General features: G+C 61.9%; 15 protein-coding genes. 9 read left to right on the plus strand and 6 right to left on the minus strand.

Annotation, left to right across the window (positions count from 1 at the left end):
- Nucleotides 1–8: 8 nt before the first annotated feature.
- The 5 genes from ACRTG1_RS03210 to ACRTG1_RS03230 all read left to right on the plus strand — a co-directional run bounded on the left by ACRTG1_RS03210 (nucleotide 9) and on the right by ACRTG1_RS03230 (nucleotide 5941).
- Nucleotides 9–950, plus strand: coding sequence for an ABC transporter permease (locus ACRTG1_RS03210; RefSeq protein ID WP_206546493.1), 942 nt, complete (start codon nucleotides 9–11; stop codon nucleotides 948–950).
- Entirely contained in the window at nucleotides 950–1834 is an 885-nt protein-coding gene (locus tag ACRTG1_RS03215) for an ABC transporter permease (RefSeq protein WP_113156411.1), read from the plus strand. Before ACRTG1_RS03210 ends, ACRTG1_RS03215 begins: the two co-directional genes overlap by 1 nt.
- A 2-nt stretch (nucleotides 1835–1836) precedes the next feature.
- Nucleotides 1837–3498 (plus strand): ABC transporter ATP-binding protein, encoded by a 1662-nt coding sequence (locus tag ACRTG1_RS03220; protein ID WP_297561455.1) that lies wholly within the window; start codon nucleotides 1837–1839, stop codon nucleotides 3496–3498.
- Nucleotides 3499–3525: 27 nt separating this feature from the next.
- On the plus strand, nucleotides 3526–4689 hold the full coding sequence (locus tag ACRTG1_RS03225) for a M20 aminoacylase family protein (RefSeq protein WP_432515762.1): 1164 nt from the start codon (nucleotides 3526–3528) through the stop codon (nucleotides 4687–4689).
- Nucleotides 4690–4810: 121 nt separating this feature from the next.
- Nucleotides 4811–5941, plus strand: coding sequence for a M20/M25/M40 family metallo-hydrolase (locus tag ACRTG1_RS03230; protein ID WP_432515763.1), 1131 nt, complete (start codon nucleotides 4811–4813; stop codon nucleotides 5939–5941).
- A 17-nt stretch (nucleotides 5942–5958) separates the two neighbouring features.
- Here the strand turns inward: ACRTG1_RS03230 and ACRTG1_RS03235 are convergent, their stop codons facing one another.
- On the minus strand, nucleotides 5959–6438 hold the full coding sequence (locus tag ACRTG1_RS03235; RefSeq protein WP_206553058.1) for an Lrp/AsnC family transcriptional regulator: 480 nt from the start codon (nucleotides 6436–6438) through the stop codon (nucleotides 5959–5961).
- Nucleotides 6439–6583: 145 nt separating this feature from the next.
- Here ACRTG1_RS03235 and ACRTG1_RS03240 point away from each other — a divergent pair, with 145 nt between their 5' ends.
- On the plus strand, nucleotides 6584–7597 hold the full coding sequence (locus ACRTG1_RS03240; RefSeq protein ID WP_113156406.1) for a 1-aminocyclopropane-1-carboxylate deaminase: 1014 nt from the start codon (nucleotides 6584–6586) through the stop codon (nucleotides 7595–7597).
- 5 nt (nucleotides 7598–7602) lie between these two features.
- On the opposite strand, the gene ACRTG1_RS03245 is transcribed toward ACRTG1_RS03240, so the two are convergent.
- The 4 genes from ACRTG1_RS03245 to ACRTG1_RS03260 form a co-directional block, all read right to left on the minus strand.
- Nucleotides 7603–8718 carry an ABC transporter ATP-binding protein gene (locus tag ACRTG1_RS03245; RefSeq protein ID WP_206546487.1) on the minus strand — a complete coding sequence of 372 codons (1116 nt, stop codon included), beginning with the start codon at nucleotides 8716–8718 and terminating at the stop codon, nucleotides 7603–7605.
- A gap of 3 nt (nucleotides 8719–8721) precedes the next feature.
- The gene (locus ACRTG1_RS03250; protein ID WP_206546486.1) at nucleotides 8722–9600 is read right to left on the minus strand and encodes a carbohydrate ABC transporter permease; all 879 of its coding nucleotides are present in this window, start codon (nucleotides 9598–9600) and stop codon (nucleotides 8722–8724) included.
- Nucleotides 9597–10475, minus strand: a complete 879-nt coding sequence (locus tag ACRTG1_RS03255) for a carbohydrate ABC transporter permease (RefSeq protein ID WP_113156403.1) — start codon at nucleotides 10473–10475, stop codon at nucleotides 9597–9599. The genes ACRTG1_RS03250 and ACRTG1_RS03255 overlap by 4 nt, the downstream gene beginning before the upstream one ends.
- Before the next feature lie 92 nt (nucleotides 10476–10567).
- Nucleotides 10568–11815: an ABC transporter substrate-binding protein gene (locus ACRTG1_RS03260; protein WP_371685998.1), complete on the minus strand. Its 1248-nt coding sequence runs from the start codon at nucleotides 11813–11815 to the stop codon at nucleotides 10568–10570.
- Between the two features lie 256 nt (nucleotides 11816–12071).
- Here ACRTG1_RS03260 and ACRTG1_RS03265 point away from each other — a divergent pair, with 256 nt between their 5' ends.
- Nucleotides 12072–13124, plus strand: coding sequence for a LacI family transcriptional regulator (locus tag ACRTG1_RS03265; RefSeq protein ID WP_113156401.1), 1053 nt, complete (start codon nucleotides 12072–12074; stop codon nucleotides 13122–13124).
- Between the two features lie 16 nt (nucleotides 13125–13140).
- On the opposite strand, the gene ACRTG1_RS03270 is transcribed toward ACRTG1_RS03265, so the two are convergent.
- The gene (locus ACRTG1_RS03270; protein WP_113156400.1) at nucleotides 13141–13701 is read right to left on the minus strand and encodes a TetR/AcrR family transcriptional regulator; all 561 of its coding nucleotides are present in this window, start codon (nucleotides 13699–13701) and stop codon (nucleotides 13141–13143) included.
- Between the two features lie 174 nt (nucleotides 13702–13875).
- On the opposite strand from ACRTG1_RS03270, the gene ACRTG1_RS03275 reads away from it, so the two are divergent.
- Both ACRTG1_RS03275 and ACRTG1_RS03280 read left to right on the plus strand, forming a co-directional pair.
- Nucleotides 13876–15060, plus strand: coding sequence for an efflux RND transporter periplasmic adaptor subunit (locus ACRTG1_RS03275; RefSeq protein WP_206548932.1), 1185 nt, complete (start codon nucleotides 13876–13878; stop codon nucleotides 15058–15060).
- Nucleotides 15057–18143, plus strand: coding sequence for an efflux RND transporter permease subunit (locus ACRTG1_RS03280; protein WP_113157088.1), 3087 nt, complete (start codon nucleotides 15057–15059; stop codon nucleotides 18141–18143). Before ACRTG1_RS03275 ends, ACRTG1_RS03280 begins: the two co-directional genes overlap by 4 nt.
- Nucleotides 18144–18338: the final 195 nt, after the last annotated feature.

Genomic DNA, 18338 nt, shown 5'->3' on the forward strand with positions numbered 1-18338 from the left:
ACGTTCCGATGCTAGGCTATATTCTCCGGCGCGTTCTGGCCGTCATTCCGGTCATGGTCATCGTCGCCATATTCGTTTTTCTGCTGCTCCGGCTGACGCCGGGCGATCCGGCCGCCATCATCGCCGGCGACATGGCGACGCCCGAACAGCTTGAGCGCATCCGCACCTCGCTTGGCCTGTCCGATCCGCTGCACGAACAGTTCATCACCTGGGTCGGCCTTCTCATGCAGGGCGAGCTCGGCACATCGCTGATTTCCAGCACACCGGTCACCCAGATGATCGGCCAGCGCATCTGGCCAACGGTGAATATCGCTGTCCTGACCATTCTGCTTTCCGTCCTGATCGCCGTTCCCATGGGCGTGCTCGCCGCCTGGCGTCATCGCACCTGGGTCGACTACGCGGTCATGACCTTTTCGGTTCTGGGCTTTTCGATCCCGGTTTTCGTCATCGGCTACATCTTCATCAAGATCTTCTCGATCGAGCTGCGCTGGTTCCCCGTTCAGGGCTATGTCGCGCCAACGGAGGATTTCGGAAAGTTCCTGTCCCGCGCCATTCTGCCCTGTCTCACGCTCGCCACCATCTATGTGGCGCTTATCGCGCGCATGACCCGCGCCTCCATGCTTGAGGTTCTGGGCGAAGACTATATCCGCACCGCGCGCGCCAAGGGCGTGAAGGAAACCGTGGTCCTGTTCCGCCACGCGCTGTCCAATGCCGCCGTGCCGATCATGACGATCATCGGCACCGGCTTTGCGCTTCTGATTGGCGGCGTGGTGGTCACCGAAAGCGTGTTCAACATTCCCGGCATCGGACGCCTGACGGTCGATGCCATTCTGGCGCGCGACTATCCGGTCATTCAGGGCATGATCCTACTGACGAGCGGTCTCTACGTTCTGATCAACCTGCTCATCGATCTCTCCTACACCTTCTTCGATCCGAGGATCCGCTACTGATGGTCGCTTCCCCGCAACCCGCATCCCGCATGCAATGGCTGTTCGGCGCGATGGCGCTGCCGCGCGGCTGGCGTCTCGGCGCCGGGCCGGTCATCGCCGCCATCGTGCTCTTCATCATCGTCATGCTGGCGCTTTTGGCCCCGCTCATCGTGCCGCACGATCCCATGGCCATCGATGCGCTCCAGCGGCTCAAAGGGCCGAGCGAGACCTATCCGCTTGGTACCGATGCCTATGGGCGCGACGTGCTTTCGCGCGTCATCACCGGAGGCCGCGTGTCGCTCTTCATCGGCATATCGGCTGCGGTCGTCAGTGTGCTCATCGGTCTTTTGATCGGTCTTGTCTCGGGCTTCTTCCGCACGGCGGACGCCATCATCATGCGCATCATGGACAGCCTGATGGCCATTCCCTCCATTCTGCTCGCCATTGCGCTGGTCGCGCTCAACGGGCCAAGCATCTGGTCGGTGATGGGAGCCATCACCATTCCCGAGATACCGCGTGTCGTGCGGCTGGTGCGTTCGGTGGTTCTGTCGGCGCGTGAAGAACCCTATGTGGAAGCCGCCATCGCACTCGGCTCCTCCATGCCGAAAATCCTCTGGCAGCATCTCATGCCCAACACGCTCGCGCCGCTCATCGTGCAGGGCACCTATATCTGCGCATCGGCGATCCTCACCGAAGCGATCCTGTCCTTCCTGGGTGCCGGTGTTTCAACCGAAATTCCCACCTGGGGCAACATCATGGCCGAGGGCCGTGTCTACTTCCAGCTCAAGCCGTCGCTCATCTTCTGGCCGGGGCTGATGCTCTCGCTGTGCATCCTGTCGATCAACCTTCTGGGCGACACCGCACGCGACATGCTGGATCCGCGTCTCAAGAAGCGGGAGGGGTGACCATGAAATTCAAGACCCGCAATTTCGATGACATGCCGAACGTTCTGGAAATCGAGGAACTGACGGTCCGCCTTGCCGGAAACGAAACGGCGGCCCCGGTTCTCGACCATGTGTCGCTGAAAATCCGGCAGGGCGAGACGGTCTGTCTTGTCGGGGAGTCCGGTTCGGGAAAATCGGTCACCTCGCTCTCCGTCATGGGGCTTCTGCCCAAGGGCGCGCTTGCAGCCACCGGCGGGCGGATCGGGCTTGAAGGCAAGAACCTGCTCGATCTTGGCCCGCAGGCGATGCGCGACATGCGCGCGCAGAAGATCTCGATGATCTTTCAGGAGCCCATGACTGCGCTTAACCCGGTTATCCGGGTTGGCGACCAGATCGAGGAAGTGCTCAACACGCACACCAGGCTCTCCGCGAAGGAGAAGAAGGCGCGTGTGCTCGACATCATGAACCAGGTGCATCTGCCCGATGTCGAACGCATCTACCGGTCCTATCCGCACCAGCTTTCCGGCGGCCAGCGCCAGCGCATCATGATCGCCATGGCGCTGATCCTCGAGCCGCAGCTTCTGATCGCCGACGAGCCGACCACCGCGCTCGACGTGACGACGCAGCAGCAGATCCTGACCCTCATCGCCGAGCTTCAGGAAAAGCACGGCACCGCCGTTCTCTTCATCACGCATGATATGGGCGTGGTGGCCGAGATTGCCGACACCGTTCACGTGATGAAGCTTGGCAAGATCGTGGAACAGGCCCCGGTCGAGCAATTGCTGCGCCACCCGCAGGAGGAATACACGCGCGAGCTTCTTCAGGCCGTGCCGAGCCTCACCCCGCGCGCCGCGCGCGATGCGCCCGGCGGGGAGGCGGTTCTGTCGGTAAGCGGGCTGCAGAAGGTTTATGGCGCGCATGGCGTGTTCAAACGGAGCGAACCCACAAAAGCGGCCACCGATGTGAACTTCGCCATTCCGCGCGGGCGCACGCTCGGTATTGTCGGCGAAAGCGGCTCGGGCAAATCCACCGTCGCGCGCTGCATCATGCGGCTGATCGATCCGACGGAGGGCGAGATCCGCGTTGCCGACCATGAGATCGCCACGCTTTCACGCCGTGCGCTTCAGCCGCTGCGCCGTCACATCCAGATCGTCTTTCAGGATCCCTTCCGCTCGCTGAACCCGCGATGGACCATCGGGCGCAGCCTCGTCGAGGGACCGCTCAATATGGGAACGGAGCGCAAGGCAGCACTTTCGCGGGCGCGTGAACTCCTGAAACTCGTTGGTCTGCCCGATGACGCCATCGACCGCTATCCGCACCAGTTTTCCGGCGGGCAGCGCCAGCGCGTCGCCATCGCGCGCGCCATTGCCATGGAGCCGGATGTGCTGGTGGCCGATGAAGCGGTCTCGGCGCTCGACGTCTCCGTTCAGGCGCAGGTGCTCGACCTTCTGGACGAGCTTCAGCAGAAACTTGGCATCGCCATTCTTTTCATCACCCATGATCTGCGTGTCGCCGCGCAGATCTGCGACGAGGTGGTTGTAATGCAGCATGGGCGGGTCGTTGAACATGACAGCGCCGCCAATGTGCTTTCCGCCCCCAGACACGCCTACACCCGCGCGCTGATCGAGGCAGCACCCGGGCGTCAGTGGGATTTCGCCAATTTCAGAGAATTGCAGACCGTTTGACGTGAAAAGCGTCAGTTTGGAGAAAAAATGCCCGTTTTGCCGAAAATCGCTGATTACTCAGATGAGCTGACGGAGATCCGCCGCGACTTCCACCAGCACCCCGAAATCGGCTTCGAGGAAGTCCGCACATCCGGCATAGTTGCGGAGCTTTTGAAGAAGTGGGGCGTGGACGAAGTTCACACCGGGCTCGGCAAGACCGGGGTTATCGGCGTCATCAAGGGCAAGAAGGAAGGCGACCGCACCATTGGCCTGCGTGCCGACATGGATGCGCTTCCCATGGATGAGCTGACCAATCTTCCCTACGCCTCGAAAAACCCCGGCGCGTTTCATGGCTGCGGGCATGACAGCCACACCACCATGCTTTTGGGCGCGGCGCGCTATCTGGCCGAAACGCGCGACTTTGCCGGCCGTGCGATCATGATCTTCCAGCCGGCGGAGGAGGGGCTTGGCGGTGCGCGCGCCATGCTGGCCGACGGGCTGTTCGACAAGTTCCCCTGCGACGAAGTCTATGGCATGCACAACAACCCGCTCGCGGAGCCGAACAAATTCGGCGTCAAGCCGGGGCCGGCGATGGCGGGCGCGACCTTTTTCGACATCACCATCAACGGCGTCGGCAGCCATGGCGCGATGCCCCATCATGCACGCGATCCCATCGTCATTGCCACGGCGCTGGTGCAGAGCCTGCAATCCATCGTCAGCCGCAATGTGCAGCCGACGCAGCCCGCCGTGCTCTCGGTTACCCAGATCCATTCCGGATCGGCTTATAATGTGGTGCCGGACAAGGCGGTGATCTCGGGCACCATCCGCTATTTCTCCGACGAGGTGCGCGACCTGACCCATGAGCGGGTGGAAAAGCTCTGCGCCGGTTTTGCCACAAGCTACGACGTGGAAATCGTTCCGGACCTGCGCCCCGTCTTCGATGTTCTGATGAACGACGCCGACCTTTCCGAAGCCTATCGGGAAGCGGCGGCCGAGATTGTCGGCCAGGACAACGCGACCATCACCAGGGAGCTGGTCACGGGCAGCGAGGATTTCGCCGACATGCTGAAAGCGGTTCCCGGGGCCTATTGCACGCTTGGCCACAAGGGCTCGATCCCCGTTCACAATCCGGGTTTCATTCTCGATGACGGGATTCTGCCCGTGGGTGCGAGCATCATGGCCCGCATCGTCGAAAAGCGCCTTCCGCTCTGAGCCAGCCATATGAGCGTTTTCGCTGAAATGCGAAAACGCTCCAACCCATTGTTTTTGCGCAATTCCGAACGAAATCCGGTTTCCACTTTTCCCGTAATTGCTCCAGTTCAGGATACAGACCATGAATTTCAAGAACCTGCCATTCGACACGGACACCATGCTGGTCGGGCTCAAACCCTGGATCCTCTGCGAGAGCCCGACATTCGACGCGGCTGCGGTGGACCGCATGATGGACCTCGCCGCCTATGAGCTTGCCGCTGTGGGCGCGGAGATCGAGCGCATTCCCGGCCGCATGGGTTTTGGCGGTTCGGTGCGCGCGCGCTTTCCGCACCGGGACTTCGGCAAGCCTGGCATTCTGATCTCCGGCCATCTCGACACGGTTCATCCCATCGGCACGCTGGAGAAGAACCCCTGGCGCATCGAGGATGGCCGCTGCTACGGCCCCGGCATTCAGGACATGAAGGGCGGCAACTATGTGAGCATCGAGGCGATCCGCCAGCTCATTCTCGCCGGCATCGAAACCCCGTTGCCGATCACGGTGCTGTTCACGCCCGACGAAGAGGTGGGCACGCCTTCGACACGCGAGCTGATCGAGATGGAGGCGCGCAAGAACAGGATCGTTCTGGTGCCCGAACCCGCGCGCGAGGATGGCGGGGCCGTGACCGGCCGCTACGCCATCGCCCGCTACAATGTGAAAACGTCGGGCCGCCCGAGCCATGCCGGCTGGGCGCTCAAGGATGGCCGCTCGGCCATCGCCGCCATGGCGCGCAAGATACTCGAAATCGAGAGCATGACCGGCGACGACTGCACCTTCTCGGTGGGCGTGGTTCATGCGGGCCAGTGGGTCAATTGCGTCTCGTCCTTCTGCGATGCGGAAGTGCTTTCCATGGCCAAGCGCCAGGCCGATCTCGACCGCGGCATCGAGCGCATGCTCGCGCTTTCGGGCGAGGAGAACGATGTGGTGATCGAGGTGACGCGCGGCGTGACCCGCCCCGTCTGGGAGCCGGACGCCGGAACCATGGCCGTCTACGACGTCGCGCGCGGCGTTGCCGATGAGATCGGCTTCGACCTGACCCATGCCAGCGCCGGCGGCGGCTCTGATGGCAATTTCACCGGCGCGCTCGGCATACCGACGCTCGATTCCATCGGCGTGCGCGGCGCGGGCCTGCACACGCTTGGCGAACACATCCAGATCGACAGCCTTGTCGAACGCGCACAGCTGATGGCGGGACTTCTGACGCGGCTGAAATGACGGGGACGGCGCGGCGCTCAGAAATCGAGCGCTGCGCCGTCCACCACCTCTTTCATCACGAAGAAGGTGCGGGTCTGGCGGACGCCGGGCAGCGCGATCAGCTGGCTGCCGTGCAGCCGGTTGAAATCGGCCATGTCGCGCACTCTTATCTTGAGGAAGTAGTCAAAATCCCCGGCGACCAGATGGCAGTCGAGGATGAAGGGCAGTTCGCGGATGGCGGCTTCAAACGCGGAGAAGCTCTCCGGCGTTGAACGGTCGAGCACCACACCGACCATGACCAGCGCGCCGCGCCCGACATGCCCGGGCGCGATTGAGGCGTGGACGCCGCGAACATAGCCATCCCTGAACAGCCGCTCGGTGCGGCGATGGCAGGTGGCCGCGCTGACCCCAACGCGCTTTGCCAGATCGGCATTGCTCAACCGCCCGTCTCGCTGAAGATGGCGCAGAATGCGCATGTCGGTGCGGTCCAACTCTGTGCCCATGGAAGGTTCTTGCATATCTCCTCCGCAATTTTTGCGGCTTGAAGCATAAGGTGGAACTTCTGCCGCTTTCCTGCTTCAAACTTCATGAAACTATGGAAGCACCTTTCTTCGGTTTTTGGCTAGCCTTTCCGCAACGATCCAACTTCTGGAAAGGTCTGCCATGCTGGAAAAATTCGAGCGCTACCCGCTCACCTTCGGTCCCACCCATATCGAAAAACTGGAACGTCTCTCGGCGCATCTGGGCGGCGGGGTTGCGCTTTATGCAAAACGGGAGGACTGCAATTCGGGCCTCGCCTTCGGCGGCAACAAGCTGCGGAAGCTGGAATACATAGTGCCCGACGCCATCGCCTCTGGCGCGGACACGCTGGTTTCCATCGGCGGTGTGCAGTCGAACCACACGCGCATGGTTGCCGCCACGGCTGCACGGATCGGCTTCAAGTGCCGGCTGGTGCAGGAAAGCTGGGTGCCGCACGAAGACGCCGTCTACGACCGCGTGGGCAACATTCTCTTAAGCCGCGTGATGGGCGCGGATGTGCAGATGGTGGATGAGGGGTTCGACATCGGCATCCGGCAAAGCTGGGAAGACGCCCTGAAGGACGTGGAGGCAAAGGGCGGCAGGCCCTATCCGATCCCCGCCGGCGCATCGGTGCACAAATATGGCGGGCTTGGCTATGTGGGCTTTGCCGAAGAGGTGCGCGCGCAGGAGGCCGAACTCGGCTTCACCTTCGACTATATTGTCGTGTGCACGGTGACGGGCTCCACCCATGCCGGCATGCTGGTGGGGTTTGCCGCCGATGGCCGCGCCCGCAATGTGATCGGCATCGACGCCTCGGGCACACCGGACCAGACGCGCGCCCAGGTGCTGGAGATTGCGCGCAACACGGCGAAGCTGGTGGAACTCGGCCGTGAGATCGAAGATGACGATCTGGTTCTGGTGGAGGACTATGCGTATCCCGCCTATGGCGTGCCTTCGGAAGAAACGAAGGAGGCGATCCGCCTCTGCGCGCGGCTGGAGGGCATGATCACCGATCCGGTCTATGAGGGCAAATCCATGCAGGGCATGATCGACCTCGTGAAGAAGGGCTACTTTCCCGAAGGCTCGAAAGTGCTTTACGCGCATCTGGGCGGCGTGCCGGCCATCAATGGCTACAGCTACGCCTTCCGCAACGGATAAGCATCTTAAACGATCCGCGCTTCGGTTTCCGGGTCGAACAGCAGCGCCTTGTCGAGATTGAAGGCGAGGCGGGCTGTCTGCCCGGCCGAAATGGGTGCGTCGGCGCGAAGCCGCGCGACGATCTCACGACCACCGAGCCGCGTGACGGCGAATGTGTCGGAGCCGGCCGGCTCGATCACCTCGATGTCGCAGTCGAGTTCGCTCACATGGCGCGCATTGCGGTCGGCGCTGTCCGGATCGGTCAGCGCTTCGGGCCGGATGCCGAACACCACGTTCTGACCGTCGCGCCCGGCAAGCGCGCCATTGGCGCCGGCGAAGGGCAGGGCAAGTGGCTCGCCCTCGTCGCGCTCCATCATGATGGCCACATCTCCGCCGCTGGCCTTCACCTTTGCGGGGATGAGGTTCATGGAAGGCGAGCCCATGAAATCGGCGACGAAGAGGTTGTTGGGCGTGTTGTAGATTTCAGCCGGCGTGCCGAATTGCTGCAGAACGCCGTCCTTGAGCACGGCGATTTTGGTGGCCAGCGTCATCGCCTCGATCTGGTCATGCGTGACATAGACGATGGTGGTGCCCATGCGCTGATGCAGGCGCTTGATCTCGGTGCGCATGTCGACCCGGAGCTTGGCGTCGAGATTGGAAAGCGGCTCATCGAACAGGAACACCATCGGATCGCGCACCAGCGCGCGGCCCATGGCGACACGCTGGCGCTGGCCGCCTGAAAGCTGGCTCGGCTTGCGGTTGAGCAGCGCGCCGATCTGCAGCGTCTCGGCCACTTTGGCGATGGCCGCATCGCGCTCCGCCTTGGGGACGCCGCGGATTTCCATGCCAAAGCCGATGTTTTCGGCCACCGTCATGTTGGGGTAGAGCGCGTAGGACTGGAACACCATGGCGATGTCGCGCTGCGAGGGGTGCAGGTCGTTGACCACCTTGCCATTGATGCTGATCGAACCGCTGGTGATGGGTTCGAGCCCGGCAATGGTGTTGAGCAGGGTGGACTTGCCGCAGCCGGACGGGCCGACGAGAACCAGAAACCCGCCTTCCTCGATCTCCAGATCGATGCCCTTGAGCACATCGACCTTGCCGAAGGATTTCCTGAGATTGTCGATCTTGAGAAAGGCCATGGCTTATCCTTTGACGGCGCCGGCCATGAGGCCGCGCACGAAATAGCGTCCGGAGACAATGTAGACGACGAGCGTGGGGAGTGCGGCGAGGATCGCGCCGGCGAAATGGACGTTGTACTCCTTCACGCCGCCCGACGAGGACACCAGATTGTTGAGCGCCACCGTCATCGGCTGGGAGTCGAAATCGCCAAACGACACGCCAAACAGGAAGTCGTTCCAGATGTTCGTGAACTGCCAGATCACCGTGACGACGATGATCGGCGCGGAGGACGGCAGGAGAATGCGCCGGAAGATCTGGAAGAAGCCAGCGCCGTCGATCTGCGCCGCGCGTACCAGCTCGGTGGGGAAGGCGGCGTAGTAGTTGCGGAAGAAGAGCGTGGTGAAGCCCAGCCCGTAGACCACGTGGATGAGAACCAGCCCCTGCGTCGTGCCGGCAATGCCCAGCATGCCCAGAATGCGCGCTGCGGGAATGAGCGCGATCTGGAAGGGGATGAAGCAGGACAGAAGGATGAGCCCGAAGACGATGTCGTCACCCCGGAAACGCCATTTGGTGAGCACATAACCGTTGAGCGCGCCCAGAACAGTGGAGATGGCCACCGCCGGCACCACCATCAGGATGGAGTTGAAGAAATAGGGTTTCAGCCCGGTCGGCTGCACGCCTATCTGCGCGCTCGACCAGGCTTTGGCCCATGGCTCGAGCGTAAAGACGTCCGGCAGCGCAAGCATGTTGCCCTGACGGATCTCGTCCAGCGGCTTCACCGAATTGACCAGCATCACGTAGAGCGGCAGGAGATAATAGACCGCGAAGACGATCAGCACGGTGTAGAGCAGGGCGCGGGCAAGCCTGTTGCCGCTGACGCCAACGGTTTTCCCGGTGCTCATCTCTGCCTCCCCGGTTTCAGCTCGGAATAGAGATAGGGAATGATGATCGAGAAGATCATCACCAGCATGATGATGGCTGACGACGCGCCAATGCCCATCTGGTTGCGGGTGAAGGTGTAGGAATACATGAAGGTTGCCGGCAGTTCGGTCGCCTGACCGGGGCCGCCGCCTGTGAGCGCCACGACCAGATCGTAGGACTTGATCGCCAGATGCGCGAGCACCACGAAGGCGGAAAGAAAGACGGGGCGCATCATGGGGATGATGATGCGGCGATAGATGGTGACGTTCGACGCGCCGTCCATCTGAGCGGCCTTGATGATCTCGCTGTCGACGCCGCGCAGGCCCGCAAGGAACATGGCCATGACAAAACCGGAGGATTGCCAGACAGCGGCGATCACCACCGTGTAGATGGCCAGTGTCCGGTCCTTGATCCAGGCGAACTCGAAACTCGCCCAGCCCCATTGATGCATGGTGTTCTCAAGACCGATGCCCGGATCGAGAAACCATTTCCAGGCCGTGCCGGTGACGATGAAGGACAGCGCCATCGGATAGAGATAGATGGGACGCAGGAAGCCTTCGCCGCGGATCTTCTGGTCGAGCAGGATCGCCAGGAACAGACCGAGCACCGAGCAGATCACTATATAAAGAGTGCCGAAGATCGCCAGATTGGTGAGCGCCCGCCACCAGTGGCGTAAGTTCCATAATTTCTCGTAGTTTTCGAAACCGACAAAGCCGTAGGACGGCAGCATGCGCGAGTCGGTCATCGACAGGTAGAAGGTGTAGAGAATGAAGGCGTAGACGAAGATCAGGATCAGCGCCATGCTCGGGCTGAGCACCAGGCGCGGAATGATCTCCTGCAGGCGATTGCGGTTCATGCGGGGCTTCCCGTTGAACGGTGCGGCGCGGCAGCCGGATCAGCCAGGCGGAGCGAAGACCCCGCCTGACGATGCGTTTGCACTGGCCTGTTTTACTGTGCGGCAGCGACGGCGTTCTGAAGCTCTTCGACTGCTTCTTCCGACGTGAGGTCACCGTTGAAGTGCTGCGTGACCACATCGTTCACCGCGTTCTTCACCGCAGCCGGCGCGCCGTGACCATGGGCCATGGAGCCGAACAGCGAACCGCTGGCATTGGCTTCCGCAAGATCGGCCATGCCCTTCTTGCCGCAATCGTCAAAGGCCTCGTTGGGCACGTCGGTGCGTGCGGGAACCGAGCCCTTCACCACATTGAAGGCGGACTGGAATTCCGGGTTCATGACGGAAGACGCCATCATCTTCTGGGCCTTCTGCTTGTCTTCACCCACCTGGAACATGACGAACTGGTCGGAGTTGAAGGTCACGGAACCCTGCGTGCCCGGGAAGCGGATGCAGACGAAGTCCTCGCCCGGCTTCTTGCCAGCCTTGAGGAATTCGCCCTTGGCCCAGTCGCCCATCATCTGCATGCCGCCGGTGCCCTCGATCACCATGGCGGAGGCCAGGTTCCAGTCGCGACCGGAGAAATTGTCGTCCACATAGGTGCGCAGCGTGGCCATGCGGTCGAAGGCTTCCTTCATCTTGTCGGAGCCAAGCGCCTCGGGATCAAGATCGTTGAGGGCAGACTTGTAGAAGTCGTTGCCCAGAGAAAGCACCACCGCCTCGAACACCGTGGCGTCCTGCCAGGGCTGACCGCCATGGGCGAGCGGGGTGATGCCGTTCTCCTTCATCTTGTCGAGCACGGCGACGAGCTCTTCCCAGGTTTCCGGGGCCTTGCCGCCGGCAGCATCGAGCGCGGCCTTGTTGATCCACACCCAGTTGGTGGAATGGACGTTGACCGGCGAGGCAATCCAGTTGCCATCATATTTGGAGAAATTCTGAAGGGCGGCGGGAACCACTTCGGCCCAACCCTCTTCTTCGGCGACGTCGTTGAGATTGCCGACCACGCCCTGTTCGGCCCAGTCGAGAATGTCGAAACCGAGCATCTGCACGGCAGTCGGTGCGTTGCCGGCGGTCACGCGGGCGCGCAGGGCGGTCATCGCGGCTTCACCGCCGCCGCCGGCCACCGGCATGTCCTGCCAGGTCACGCCCTTGGATTCCAGATCTTCCTTGAGCACGTTCAACGCGGCTGCCTCGCCACCCGAAGTCCACCAGTGCAGAACCTCGACATTGTCTTCGGCCATGGCACTGCCAGCGGTGAGGGAAAGAACGGCTGCTCCCGCCGCAAGCGCGGCGAATTTGCGAATGATCATGATACTCCTCCCAATGGGATCGCTTGCTCCTCTGCGATCTATATATTTATAACGTTATAAATCCGGGGAAGGTCAATCAGTTTCTTGTCTGATTGGCGGAAGGAGGTAGAACGTTGAAACTCAAAACGAAATCACAACAGGCAGGTCGCGCCTCGAGCGCAAATGATCCGATTTATATCGATTGAAATGAACAAAATCAGAAATTCAGACGCGTCCGGGGGCTGGATGACGTCTGCCGGCGGAGCCTGACATGGCGCGCCGATCCGACCGACCGACGCTGCGCACCATCGCAGAGATTACCGGGCTTGCCGTCACCACGGTTTCGCGGGCGCTGCTCGACGCGCCGCAGATTGCGCTTGAGACGCGCCAGCGTGTTCAGCGCGTGGCGCGCGAGATCGGCTATCAGCCAGACCGCGCGGCACGCCATCTGCGCACGGGCCGCACCAATGTCATCAGCTTCGTGCTCGACCCGCATGACGAGCTGCTTGGCTTCTCCACTTCCATGATCAGCGGTCTCACACGCGCCCTGCGCGATACGCAGTATCACCTGGTCATCACGCCGCATTTCGCCGAAGCGCCCACGCTCGATCCGATCGAATACATCCTGCGCAACCGCACGGCGGATGGCGTCGTCTTCTCGCGTACCGAACCGGATGACCCGCGCGTAAAGCTGCTGGTCGAAAACGATTTTCCGTTCGTCTCCCATGGGCGCACCGATCTTGGGATCGAGCACGCCTTCGTCGATTACGACAATGCGGGCTTTGCCCGCATGGCGGTGGAGCGTCTTGTCGCGAAGGGCAGGCGACGCCTCGCGCTGATCCTGCCGCCGCAGCGCTTCACCTTTCACCGATATCTGCGCGACGGCTTTCTTGCCGCCGCTGCCGAAAACGGCGTCGAATGGGAGCTGCCCGCCGAGATCAATCTCGACAGCAGTGCGGCCGATCTCTACGCGTGGCTGGGTTGGCGGCTTGAACAGCCCGCTCCGCCTGACGGTGTGGTGTGCGCGGGCGAGGTCTCGGCGCTCTCCATCATGGCGGCGCTGAGCGACCGGGGGCTGAAGGTGGGCGAGGACTTCGACCTCGTCGTCAAGCAGACCTCGCAGCTCTATGACGAGGTGCGTCCGCGCGTGGATGCCGTCTATGAGGACATTGCAGAGGCGGGCGAATTGCTGGGGCGGTTGCTCGTCCGGCGCATTGCTGGCGAGCCGGTCAGCGCCTTGCAACATCTGCAGGAGCCGATCCCGCGTTTTGCAGACCGCAGCCATGGCACGCGCGCGGCGGTGGGAGCGCGGCAAAGCGCCTGACGAAACTGAAAACGACTCAGGCTGGCTGTGGCGTCTGGCCGTCGAGCATGCCGCGCAGGGCGGCGACCGTTTCGGAAATTTCCTGATTGTTCACCACGTTGATGGAAAGCAGCTCCATCGCCCGCACGCCATGCACGACGAGAAGGGTGATGACGGCCAGCGCGGGGTCGCTTGCCGTGGCGCGCATCTGGTCCAGAATCTCACGCTCATAGGCCTGCACCGGTTTTAGAAAATCCGGGTTCTCGGCAAGGGCGGCCAGCAGGCCGGAGGGCGGCGGCTGGCACTTCTTGCGGTCATCGACAAAGAGATCGAGATAGGCATGGACGCCGCCATTGGCGCCGCCTTCGTGATGCTTCTGGCGCTCCTGAAAGCGCTCATATTCTTCGGAAACGAACTCTTCCACCATGGCTTCGAACAGCTTCGCCTTGCTGGAAAAATGATAGAGCAGGCCGCCCTTGGAAACGCCTGCCCGCGCTGCGACCGCGTCGAGCGACATGTTCCCGGCGCCGGCCTCACGGACAATTTCCGCCGCCGCCGCCAGGATCTTTTCCCGCGCCCCTGAGCCTGTTCTGGCCACAACAATTATCCTGTGTCTTGACAATACCGTCCAGACGGTACAGTAAATGCGCCGCAGTTTGCAAGCCAGGATCGTGACCATCCCCACTTGTGGGTGAACAGCAACGTCGCTATCTCCGCCATTCTTATGTAAGCGAACCATTATTTTTCAGATACGCCTTCGGGGGCCGACGACATGATCAAGCGTCTTCTTATTGCCATTGTCCTGCTTGCGGTTCTCGCAGGCGGAATAGTCGGCTTCAACATGTTCCGAGATCAGGCGATCGAGCAGTTCTTCGCGAACATGCCCGTTCCCACCGTGACGGTTTCCACCGTCGAAGCGGAAGAGGCCAGATGGACGCCCAGCATTGAAGCCATTGGCACGGTTAATGCCAATCAGGGTGTAGACCTGACCGTAGAGACCACGGGCATCGTCACCGACATTCTCTTCGAGGCAAACCAGCAGGTGGAGAAGGACCAGATCCTTCTGCAGCTCGAGGACAATGTGCAGCAGGCCGACTTAAGCGCCTCGCGCACACAGGCCGCCCTCGACAAGCAGGCGCTCGACCGCGCCCGCGAACTGCGCAGCCGTGGTGTCAGCTCCGGCGCTTCGCTGGACAATGCCGAAGCCGCCGCCCAGGCATCCGCCGCACAGGTGGAGAAGGCAGAAGCCGTGGTGCAGCAGCGCCAGCTTCGCGCGCCTTTCAGCGGCACGATCGGCATCCCGCGCGTTGATCGCGGTCAGTATCTTTCGCCGGGCACGATTGTCGCCACGCTGCAGGACACCGAGACCATGCGCGCCGACTTCACCGTTCCCGAGCAGCGCCTTGGCCTTCTGAAGATCGGTCAGCCGGTTCGCCTGTGGCTGAACTCCGGCAATGACGTGTTTGAAGGCACGATCACCGGTATCGATCCCAAGGTTGACCCGTCGAGCCGCCTCGTTTCGGTGCGCGCCCGCATCGACAACACCGCTGGCAAGCTCACCCCCGGCCAGTTCGTTCAGGTTGGCGTGATCCTGCCGGAAGAAGACGGCGTCATTTCGCTGCCGCAGACGGCCGTCGTCACCAGCCTCTACGGCGATTACGTGTACGCGGTTCGCAAGCCGAAGGACGCCGGGGAAGGCGACGAAGAGAAACTGGAGACCCGCCAGGTCTTCGTCAAGGTTGGCCGTCGCTCCGGCGACCGTATCGAGATCAGCTCCGGCGTCGAGCCGGGCGACATCATCGTGACCGCAGGCCAGAACCGTCTCTCCAACGGAACGCCGGTGAAGATCGACAACCAGATCAACCCTGGCGCCCCTGGCACCCCTGGCGCTCAGAACGCCGCGACCGAAGACACCAACGCCGAAGACAGCAAGGCTGAAGAGGCAGCGGACAAATGAGTTTTTCTGACATCTTCATACGCCGACCGGTCCTTTCGACCGTTCTCGGCCTCATGATCCTGCTGCTTGGCTTCCAGGGCCTGTTCAATCTCCAGGTGCGTCAGTACCCGGAGGTTGAGGAGACGGTTATCACCGTCACCACGATTTATCCCGGCGCGAGCGCCGATCTGATTCAGGGCTTCATCACGGCCCCGATCGCGCGTGCGGTCGCGACGACCGAGAATGTTGACTATGTCACCTCTCAGAGCCGTCCGTCCGCCAGCACGATCAGCGTGAAGATGCGCCTCGGATCGGATCCGGACGTCGCGCTGACCGAGGTCATGTCCAAGGTGCAGGAGGTGCGCAGCGATCTGCCGCCGGACGCCAAGGACCCGACCATCGTCAAGGGAACGGGCATGCAGTTCGCCACCATGTATCTGGCGATGCAGAACCCGAACATGACGAGCGAGCAGCTCACCGAATATATTGAACGCGTCATCCGTCCGCGCATGTCCACGATCCCCGGCGTCGCCGAGGTTCAGGTCATGGGTGCGGCGGAATACTCGATGCGCGTGTGGATCGATCCCGTGCGCCTTGCGGCGCGCAAGCTGACGGCGGCTGAAGTGCTGGCCGGCATTCGCGCGTCGAACTTCCTTGCCGCTCCCGGCAAGACGGAGAATGACTACGTCTCCTACGCCATCCAGATGGAATCCACGCTTCAGACGCCGGAAGCCTTTGGCGCGATGCCGCTCAAGGCCGTCGGTGACGAGGTGGTTCGCCTGCGTGATGTTGCGGATGTGGAGCTGGCAGCCGAAAGCACCGACACGCGCGTGAACTTCAACGGGCAGCCGGGCACCTTTATCGGCGTCTTCCCGTCGCCGAGCGCAAACCCGCTCGACGTGTCGGCAGCGGTGCTCACCGAACTGCCGTCCATTCAGGACAGCCTGCCCGAGGGCATGACCATTGAAGTTCTCTATGATGCGACCGATTCCATCAGCGCGTCCATCGAGGAAGTGTTCAAGACGATCATGGAAGCGGTGCTGATCGTTATCGTCATCGTTCTTCTGTTCCTCGGCTCGTTCCGCTCCGTTCTCATGCCGATCATCACGATCCCGCTTTCGCTGATCGGCGTGTGTTTCGTGCTGTTCGCGCTCGGTTACTCGATCAACCTTCTGTCGCTGCTGGCCATGGTTCTGGCCATCGGTCTGGTGGTGGATGACGCCATCGTCGTGGTGGAGAACATCCACCGTCACATCGAGGAGGGGCTTTCGCCCCGCCGCGCTGCCTTTGTCGGCATGAAGGAGATCACCGGCCCGGTCATCGCCATGACCATCACGCTGGCAGCCGTGTTCGCACCGCTCACCTTCATCGGCGGTCTGACCGGCTCGCTGTTCCGCGAATTCGCCATGACGCTGGCGGGCGCGGTGGTGATCTCGGGGATCGTCGCGCTGACGATCACGCCGATGATGTCGGCGCGCATTTTGAAGCGCGGCAACCACAGCCGCTTCCAGAAGATCGTCGACAGCACGTTTGACCGGCTGGCGAACTTCTATGAGAGGATCGTCAAGGGGTCGCTCAACTATCGCCCGATCACCGTTCTGGTGGTGCTGGTTCTCGTCGGGCTCAGCGGGTTCATGTTCATGAACACGTCCAGCGAACTTGCGCCGGAAGAAGATGAAGGCGCTCTGTTCTCGCTGGTCACCGCGCCTCCTTACGCGACGAGCGATTACACCACGCTCTACACCGACCAGATGCGTGAGCTGACCAAGGATCTGCCCGAACTCAAGGCCAACTTCTCGATTGTCGGCATTGGCGGACAGACCAATTCGGGCATCGCGCTCTGGGCGTTCAAGGACTGGGCCGACCGTGAACGGTCGCAGAAGGAAATCCAGCAGGATATCCAGCAGCGGCTTTCCGGCATCGCCGGCGTTCAGGCTCTGGTCTTCGCGCCGCCTTCGCTTCCCGGCGCGGGTGGTGGCCTGCCTATCTCGCTCGTCATCCAGTCGACCGACGACTCGTCCCGCGTCTACGAAGTTGCCGAGAAGATCAAGGCGGAAGCCGAGGCTTCGGGCCGCTTCATCGTCGTGCAGAACTCGCTCGCCTACGATGCGCAGCAGGTTGTCGTGACGGTGGACCGTGATCGCGCGGCCGCGCTCAACCTTCCGGTGAGCGACATCGGCAGCACGCTCAGCCTGCTTGTCGGCAGCGGATCGGTCGCGCAGTTCGACCGCGATTCCAACAGCTACGACATCATCATGCAGGTGCCGCAGGAATACCGGAACAATCCCGAGCGTCTAGGCGACTTCTTCGTGCGCAGCGCAACGGGCGAAATGGTTCCGCTCTCGGCGGTGATCACCGTGTCGACCGATGTGGCGGCTGCGGCCATCGAGCAGTTCAACCAGCTCAACTCCGCGACGATTTCGGCGCTTCCGGTGCCGGGCGTTTCGACGGGTGACGGACTGGCCGTGATCGAAGACATTGCCCGGAGCACCATTCCGGACGGCTTCTTCATCGAATATTCCGGCCAGTCGCGCCTGGAGGTGGAGCAGGGCAACACGATCGTGATCGCCTTCTCGCTCGCCATCGTGGTGATCTATCTGGTGCTTGCGGCGCAGTTTGAGAGCTTCCGCGATCCGCTCATCATCCTGATGACCGTGCCGCTGTCGATCTTCGGCGCGCTCCTGCCGCTCAACCTCGGCCTTTCGACGTTGAACATCTACACGCAGGTGGGCCTCATCACGCTGATCGGCCTCATCACCAAGCACGGCATTCTGATGGTGGAGTTCGCCAACCAGCAGCGTGAAGAGCACGGCATGTCGCGCCATGAGGCGATCATCGCCTCGGCCAAGGTGCGTCTGCGCCCGATCCTGATGACCACCGCCGCCATGGCGCTGGGCGTCGTGCCGCTCATCCTCGCGGATGGTGCGGGTGCCGCGGCGCGTTACTCGATGGGTCTGGTCATCTTCACCGGCCTGATCATCGGCACCATGTTCACGCTGTTCGTGGTTCCGATGTTCTACACCTACATTTCGAAGGCGCAGCTGGTTCAGGAAGAAGATGATCATCCAGACCAGCAAATACAGCCCGCTCCGGCGGGCCACTAGAACGCCATTCCAAACAAAAAGATTTGCCCCGCTTCGGCGGGGCTTTTCTTTGGTTGCATCAGAAGACTCATTTTTTGTTTTTCCCGGCAATCCGAATTGATTGGCCGGGTGCGGCGTCTTCTTTCTTCTCGCCACATTCTTCATGAGGGTGGCAGCCGGGATGAACCCGGGGTCGGGCCATGCATGGTCCCTCGT

This window comes from Nitratireductor sp. PBL-C9, assembly GCF_050877045.1.
In the GTDB taxonomy this organism is placed as follows: Bacteria; Pseudomonadota; Alphaproteobacteria; order Rhizobiales; family Rhizobiaceae; genus Nitratireductor; species Nitratireductor aquimarinus.

What these genes read in the sequence shown, in the direction of transcription:
- ACRTG1_RS03265 (WP_113156401.1), top strand. Translation starts at nt 12,072, where the DNA reads ATGGCGCGCCGATCCGACCGACCGACGCTGCGCACCATCGCAGAGATT.
- ACRTG1_RS03275 (WP_206548932.1), top strand. Translation starts at nt 13,876, where the DNA reads ATGATCAAGCGTCTTCTTATTGCCATTGTCCTGCTTGCGGTTCTCGCA.
- ACRTG1_RS03225 (WP_432515762.1), top strand. Translation starts at nt 3,526, where the DNA reads ATGCCCGTTTTGCCGAAAATCGCTGATTACTCAGATGAGCTGACGGAG.
- ACRTG1_RS03230 (WP_432515763.1), top strand. Translation starts at nt 4,811, where the DNA reads ATGAATTTCAAGAACCTGCCATTCGACACGGACACCATGCTGGTCGGG.
- ACRTG1_RS03245 (WP_206546487.1), bottom strand. Translation starts at nt 8,718, where the DNA reads ATGGCCTTTCTCAAGATCGACAATCTCAGGAAATCCTTCGGCAAGGTC.
- ACRTG1_RS03240 (WP_113156406.1), top strand. Translation starts at nt 6,584, where the DNA reads ATGCTGGAAAAATTCGAGCGCTACCCGCTCACCTTCGGTCCCACCCAT.
- ACRTG1_RS03210 (WP_206546493.1), top strand. Translation starts at nt 9, where the DNA reads ATGCTAGGCTATATTCTCCGGCGCGTTCTGGCCGTCATTCCGGTCATG.
- ACRTG1_RS03215 (WP_113156411.1), top strand. Translation starts at nt 950, where the DNA reads ATGGTCGCTTCCCCGCAACCCGCATCCCGCATGCAATGGCTGTTCGGC.
- ACRTG1_RS03220 (WP_297561455.1), top strand. Translation starts at nt 1,837, where the DNA reads ATGAAATTCAAGACCCGCAATTTCGATGACATGCCGAACGTTCTGGAA.
- ACRTG1_RS03250 (WP_206546486.1), bottom strand. Translation starts at nt 9,600, where the DNA reads ATGAGCACCGGGAAAACCGTTGGCGTCAGCGGCAACAGGCTTGCCCGC.
- ACRTG1_RS03280 (WP_113157088.1), top strand. Translation starts at nt 15,057, where the DNA reads ATGAGTTTTTCTGACATCTTCATACGCCGACCGGTCCTTTCGACCGTT.
- ACRTG1_RS03255 (WP_113156403.1), bottom strand. Translation starts at nt 10,475, where the DNA reads ATGAACCGCAATCGCCTGCAGGAGATCATTCCGCGCCTGGTGCTCAGC.
- ACRTG1_RS03235 (WP_206553058.1), bottom strand. Translation starts at nt 6,438, where the DNA reads ATGCAAGAACCTTCCATGGGCACAGAGTTGGACCGCACCGACATGCGC.